We start from the raw sequence: 6,774 nt of genomic DNA, 5'->3' as shown, positions 1-6,774 counted from the left end.
CCCTGCCGAGATCGACCGGGCCGGACACAACGGGACCGTCATTGCTGCCGGTCACGGTGATGACGAGGTTCTGCGTATCCGTCGCCCCGACGTGGTCGGTCACTGTCACCGGGATCGTCAGCTGCTGGGTCTGGCCGGCGGCAAGGTGCTGATAGGTCGCATGGCTTGGGTCGAAGCTCCAGGAACCATCCTGGTTCAGGGTGAAGCCGTCGATAGCCTGACCGGCCGAGAAGGTCTTTGTGTCGCCGTGATCGACGTCGGTTGCCACCATCTGGCCGGTGACGGACTTCCCGTCCTCCGTCGCCGAGGCCGTCGCAGCCTTCAACACAGGGGCATCGTTGGTGCCGGTGATAACGACCCGCAATTGATGAGACGTTCCGTCCGCGCTGTTGACCGTAAACCTGTCGGTTAGCGTGTCCCCCGGCTTTAGTCCCTGGATGGCTGCCTGACTATTGTCGGCATGGTAAGTCCACTGGCCGTCGGCGTGAATTTCGAAATGTCCATAGGCACCTGCGCCGGCAGGACCGGTGACCTCGGTGAAGTGATCCTGTCCTGGATCAGGGTCGACGATCTGCAATTTGCCGCCGGCAACCAATGATCCTGAAACGACGTTCCGATCTTCCGTCGCAACGCTCGTGTCGACGCCGCTGATCTGTGCAGAAGTCTGAGATGGTGTCTGGGTCGCAATCTGGGCAGGAGTTTGCTGGGTAGTCGCCGGCGGATGCGCGCCGCCAGTGAAGGTCTGCACCCCAGTGAGCAACACGGAGGGCTGCTGCGTTCCGCCGGGAGGTTGAGTTCCTGCCGGTGGCTGTGTTCCACCAGGTGGTTGTGTTCCGCCAGGTGGCTGTGTTCCCGCAGGAGGTTGACTGCCGGAAGGAGGTTGTGTTCCGACCGACGTATGCGAACCGACCGGCGGAAGAGGCCTTGGAGGAGCGTCCGGCAGAGCTGACACATCCACCGAAGGATGAGAGTGTGGCAGCGTTTGAGGGGCGTCTGGCGCCCCCACCGAAAAGCCAGGTTGGGACACGCCCGGCGCCTGATGGAGATCGGTTTGATGACCTGATGCAGGCGCCGCATGTTCACCCTGGTAGGTACCCCTCGGTGCAGCCTGTTGCCCGGCAGCTGGCGTGGCAGGCGCAACGCTGTGAGCCTGACCTGACGCATCGGCCGGAGCATGACGCGGCGACGGACTGTTTATCGCGTCATCGTTTAACGTTGGACGCCCTTCCTCCTCATTCTCCAGCAACTGTGTTTCGGCGGGGGGCGTATCCTCTCCTTCCGAGATTGGCGTCCATCCAAAAACTTCTTCTGGCTGGATCTTCCTGGAATCCTTGATCTCCTCCGGCGTGTTTCCCTGATCCTGCGAAGTGGCTTTTTTGTCCGGTTGATCGGCCATCACGGTGCTCCTACCGCTCGCTCAGCGCCAGATCCAGGTTCGTATAGATCGGCTTCCAGATGTATTCGAAGACTGTCTTCTTGCCTGTCAGGATATCCGCCTCACCGGTCATGCCCGGCAGAAGCGAATAGCGACCCGGATCATCACCAAAATGAGTAACGGGGACAGACACCAGAACTTCGTAGTAGGCGGTTCCGCGCTCATCAACGATCGTTGTTGGCGAAACCTCGATCACCTTGCCGGTCAGAGAGCCGTAGCGACTGAAATCGAAGGAATCGACCTTGAGTTTGGCAGGCTGACCTATGGAAACAAAGCCGACATCCCGAGGGGGCAACTGTGCCGTGAAGCGCAAGTCCACGTCCCGTGGAACGATTTCAGCCACAAGCCCACCAGGTTCGATCACCCGGCCGACAATTGTCTCGGGAACCGATTGCACAAATCCGTCCACCGGGCTGCGCAGTTCTGTTGACCACAAGCGCCTCTGGATCCGCTGCATTTGTTCGTCCAGCGCACTGTGTTCCGTGTGGATTTCAGCAATCCGCTGGCGTGCTTCGGAGGCCTCGTTCAATCCGACGCGTTCGAGGTTTTCCTGCAGCTCCGAAATCTGCGCTTCAGCAACGGCGCGCCGTCCTGAAAGGGTCGAAAGCTCATACTCATATCTCGCCTCTTCCTGCACGGCCGCAACCAGCTGAGGACGCGCGGCAAGCCCTCGGTCCACCAGGTCTCGCAGGCTTTCTGTTTCCTCCCGGGCGACGGTGAGTTGCCGCTCGATCGCAGGTTGTTCGGAATCAATTGCCCAGACATCTGCCGCCTTTTCGGCTATCTGGCGATTGATGACGTCTCTTTCATTGGACAGGAAGGCGACCCTCGCCTCAAAAGCGGCCATTTCCCGGTTGATGAGTTCCTCAACAGTTCGCTGGTTTGTTGAAGGTGCCGTGGCCGTCCCGTTCTTGACCGCAATAAGATCCGGCGGTGCCGTGAAAGGAGCGGCAGCTTTCTGGAACTCAGGGGTTCTTGTTTCCACGATCGCCAGCAGCCGCTCACGCTCTAGCGTCAGCGCAAGTGATTTTGTCTGCGCTTCACGGAGCTCCGACTTCAACTCGCTATTGTCGAATATCGCGATGACGTCACCTTTTGCGACCGTCCCGCCCTTGCGCACAACCAGTGTTGCCAACGCCCCACCATGTTCGCTCTGCAGGCGCTGCACTTCGCTGACCGGTTCGATTACGCCCCGTGCCTTTGCAACTTCATCAACAGGCGTCGCAACGGCCCACGCAATGAACAGCACCAGGCAGATGCCGATCACGGCTGCAGCCATGTTGGTTAGCCTGACCGCCTTGCCGTCATTCAGTTCAAACTGACTATCCAGATGGGTCGCTTTCATCGGCTGGCGTCCTCCGACGGATCGATTGGTTGACTGGTGGGCTTCACAGGACCGAAATAGGCCATGCCGCCATCGTCCAGAATAAGTGCGTTGTCCGCGAGTTCGGCCAGGGTTGTGTCGTGCGTCGCAAGGAAGATCGTTGCCTTGCCCCTGGCTGCTTTCAGGAATTCTTGAAGTTGCTTCCGGCTTCCCGCCGTTGCTGCGCCGGTGCTGTCGTCCAGCAGTATGAACCGGCAATTTGCCGCTGCATCATTGTCTGCAGTCGAGTGCCATTCTTCCCTCAGCTGCGCAAAGGCCTTTTCATCTGTTTCGCCGTGATAATCGCCGATCCGAAGTAGGCATGTGGATCGCGCCAGGTCGTCTGGATCATACTGGCTTACCGAGCGACCATTGATTGACAGGCGCCCTGACTGAGCAGGAACAAGGCCGGAGATCACTTTCAGAAGTGTCGACTTTCCAGCGCCGTTCGGCCCCATGACAATCGTGAGAGTTCCAGGAGCACAATTGAACGAAACGCCTGTCAGGGCCGGCTCCGAACTCTGGTCGAACTTCAGGTAAAGGCCCTTCCCGCTGACTTCCGGCGGGCCTTGCTCCAGCCTTTCGAGTGATGCAGGCTGTGCCTGCGGCGTTCCCCAGGAAAATGACTGCGCGAGCCCCGAAATTGCCTGACGGATCGCCTTCAACCGCGGAATAGCCAGGAAAAAGGCCTGGGAAGGCCCTGTGACGCGCCAGGTCAGCAACATTGTTCCAATGAGCGCGCCTGCCGTGATGGTGCCGTTCATGGCAAGGGCTATACCGACGCAAAGCGTTGTCAGGGCTGCGCCCGTTCCAAGAACATAGGCAAGAGACTGCAGGGCAGCAGAGCGCTGCGCCTGTCGGTGCTTCACGAAAGCCGCCTGCCGGGCAAGGGATACAAACTTGGTGAACCAGGACCTTCCATGATCGATGTTCCGGATTACCGCGGCCTTCGCACTCAGCTCTGTCAGGGCCTCAACGCGCTTCTGATTTGCATTTTCAAGCTGCGGGTCCAGGCTCTGCCTGGTTTCGCTCAGGATCCAGCTCAAGGCGAAAAACAGCGTCAGATAAATTGCCGGCACAATGGCCATCCAGCCGCCGACAAAAGCAATCGCAAAAATCGACAGCGGCACAAACGGGGCATCAAAGATTGCGGGTGTGTTCTGAGATGCAAAGGCCTCTGCTCCCATCGACGTCGTTTGCAACCTGCCTTGCAGCCGATCGAAACCCAACTTGTGCCGGATTGCGTGAGGCAGGCGCAAAATACGCGACAACGACATCAGGCGGATTACCGCGACCAGACGCGCATATTCGGCCGCAAGGATTCTCGCCCGCATACTCCGCAAAATCACGATGGCAAGAAGTACGACACTTGCGCCAGAAAGCAGCGGGATCAGGCTCTCCGAGGCTTGTGCCCCCAGAACCCGGTCGAAAATCGCCATCGAAAAGAATGGGATGAACAGCGCAAGCGCATTGAGCACGAGCGACAGAAACAGCGCCGTCATGGCGACCCTGCGCATCCGCGCTCGCACCGAAATGGCATGGACCGTCGCGACGGAGTGTTCCGGGTTATGAACAAATAGCAGCTTGCCGGCGTTCCTTATGCGGCGGCGAACCTGATCGCGGTCGAGGCCTGCGGAAGATGTCGAGAATTCGCGTGTGTCCTCCCGGACGAGCGCATGTACTCCTTCCCTGTCCTTTACGACCAGGGCACCGTCCAGTCCGCTCAGCCATGCGGCGGGCAACTTCGCTTCAACGCTTGCGCCGATATCGATAAGATCAAGCACCATCGCGGCGTCATCGAGCGACTGCAGCCCGGTTTCATGTGACATCGCCGCGCCCAGAACTTCGCTGGAACGGCGCCAGCCCAGCTCGGTCAGAACGGCCAGCAGGATGTTTTCAAGATCCGTGCGTTGAACCGGATCATCGCTCGACCATCCGGCAGTCATTGTGGATCTCCCCGACATTTTGGACTGAACATTCATGCGGCAGCTTCCGTCATCGGCACTTGTGGGACGGGAAGATCCATGCAGTTTTCGAACTGCTCGACCATCCCTCCGGCGTTGTCGAACACAATGGTCGTGACCTTGCCTTCAAGGGCCCTCAAAAGACCGGTCAGCTGATCAATGCCGCGCGTGTCGAGAAAAAGGGAGGGAGATTTCAGCAACAGGACTTGAGGTTCACCTGCCAGAGCTCGAACCAGCATGAGACGCTTCAGGTGCCCATCTGACAGCGGTACACCAAGACCGGGAGACAAACGCGTTTCCAGCCCGTCGCGCAGTCGTCCGATCGCGTCGGCCAGACCGAGCTGCTCGGACAACCACACCGCTCGCCCGGTCGCCTCGCTGTCAAAGGCCGTCATGTTTTCCAGCAGCGTTCCGTTGAAGACGGTGAGCCCTTCATCGCAAACGGACACGCGGCACTTAAGTGCAGAGACAGACTTTCCGTCTGCCGCGAAAATCTCGGCCTTCTTAAGCGGGCCGGTGCCCTCTGCGTCATTTTCCGACAGTGCATGTACCAGTTGGCCAAAGACTGCCGCAGCCTGCTGCCCATTCGAAGGACGAACGACAAGGCACTGTCCGGGTTCGCAGACAACCCGGCAACCCTCGACGTCAAATCGCAAACCAATATTCCCTTCACTTTCCACTGCTGTGCCCCGAAGAGAGTGGGCAGAAGGCAACGCAAGAAGGTCCTGGATGGTCTTGAACGCGGATGCGGAAACCCGGTGCCGGGCAAAGGCATTCACAAGACCAAGAAGACCGGCGACACCCCTTTGCCCGAGGATCAGACAGGCTGCCAGCCCCCCGGTCGTCATGTCACCGGCAAGCACGACCACTGCACCGACACCCAGCACCAGAACCGTTGTCGCCAGACCGCCGGTCTGACTGAGGTTGAGCGAGGCTGCAAGGCTGCTTTCCGAAGTCTCCTGGGCTGCCGCCTTTCGTTTCTCGTGCAGGCGCAACTTGCCGGCAAACTCACCCAGCTTCCCGCGTGCGATAAGCCGGTCAATGTGTTCGCGGCAATTCATGATAAGTGAAGCTTCATCGGCCGAGGCCTCGAACAAGGCCTTGCCTGCCTTTGCCTGCCTGTAGGCGGAAAACAGTGCCAGAGCGCCAAAGACAACGACCACCGCCAACGGCCCGAACACGGTGGGCCCGCCCAGGAACCAAACCAGGACGAGAAAGGTGATCGCGAAGGGCGCATCGAAGACGGCAAGCGTCGATTGCCCTATCAGGACATCGTTGGACCTGTTGATAGCTGTAAACAGCTCGCGAATGCGCCCGGGGCTGAACTGCCCGAGCCTGTTTGCGTCAATGGAGAGCAGCTTCTCGGCCGTCTTGAACGACAGCTCATATTCCGCCTGCGCCGCAAGCCGCCCCAGGATTGAAGCCCGCGCATATTTCACCAAACCATCCAGCAAGATGGCCAATGCAACGGCGGAAAAAATGACGAATGCCGTTCCAACCGCCTGATTTGCGAGAATTCGGTCGTAAACCTGAATAAGCGCGAGTGGCAAGGCAAGGGCAAGAACGTTTGAAATCAACGAAAGAACGATCAACCAGAGACGTATGGTCATTAGCTCGGCTCTCTTTGGCGACAGACATCACCACACCCGCAATCCGGCCCCCACGCATTGAGCCAGCCAACATTGCCAAAGCCTATTTCGTTTTTCGTGAATTCTTACTTAAGGGAACTAATGAAATTTAGCTGATAAACAACCGAAAAACGTCATGTAATTGCAAAAACTATCAATCTTGCAGAGCTTCTCATTGCAAAAATTACGAATTAAATAATATATGTTAGGAACCGACCCTTACAATGCAGAGATCTATTTAATCAAATGCTCCGCTCTCGCGCCTCAACAAGCCATTCAATTCTAACCACATTCCACAAGCTGCTCGTCTACACCCGCGTAAAACTTGGCTCCTGAAGGCAACTTTTTCAGCCGTTGACAATGCTATGTGTGAAACCTCTGTCT

Annotated in this window: 4 protein-coding genes; all 4 read right to left on the bottom strand. The window is 58.1% G+C overall.

Annotation, left to right across the window (positions count from 1 at the left end; all coding sequences use genetic code 11):
• Positions 1-763: VCBS domain-containing protein (locus Q666_RS64235; RefSeq protein ID WP_200864614.1), on the bottom strand; the 763-nt coding region annotated here is incomplete at its 3' end.
• A 643-nt stretch (positions 764-1,406) separates the two neighbouring features.
• Entirely contained in the window at positions 1,407-2,780 is a 1,374-nt protein-coding gene (locus Q666_RS65315; RefSeq protein WP_023001593.1) for an HlyD family type I secretion periplasmic adaptor subunit, read from the bottom strand.
• A complete protein-coding gene (locus Q666_RS64225) occupies positions 2,777-4,744 on the bottom strand; it encodes an ATP-binding cassette domain-containing protein (protein ID WP_023001594.1) in 1,968 nt (655 codons plus the stop codon). The genes Q666_RS65315 and Q666_RS64225 overlap by 4 nt, the downstream gene beginning before the upstream one ends.
• Before the next feature lie 32 nt (positions 4,745-4,776).
• Positions 4,777-6,372, bottom strand: a complete 1,596-nt coding sequence (locus Q666_RS64220; RefSeq protein ID WP_023001595.1) for a hypothetical protein — start codon at positions 6,370-6,372, stop codon at positions 4,777-4,779.
• Positions 6,373-6,774: the final 402 nt, after the last annotated feature.

This window comes from Labrenzia sp. C1B70 (assembly GCF_000475395.1).
Taxonomy (GTDB): domain Bacteria; phylum Pseudomonadota; class Alphaproteobacteria; order Rhizobiales; family Stappiaceae; genus Roseibium; species Roseibium algicola.
Note: the sequence above shows the minus strand (reverse complement) of the source record. Positions and strands in the feature narration are given on the sequence as shown.

Excerpts from the sequence above, each read along its gene's own strand:
- Q666_RS64225 (WP_023001594.1), bottom strand. The coding sequence starts at position 4,744 with ATGACTGCCGGATGGTCGAGCGATGATCCGGTTCAACGCACGGATCTT.
- Q666_RS64220 (WP_023001595.1), bottom strand. The coding sequence starts at position 6,372 with ATGACCATACGTCTCTGGTTGATCGTTCTTTCGTTGATTTCAAACGTT.
- Q666_RS65315 (WP_023001593.1), bottom strand. The coding sequence starts at position 2,780 with ATGAAAGCGACCCATCTGGATAGTCAGTTTGAACTGAATGACGGCAAG.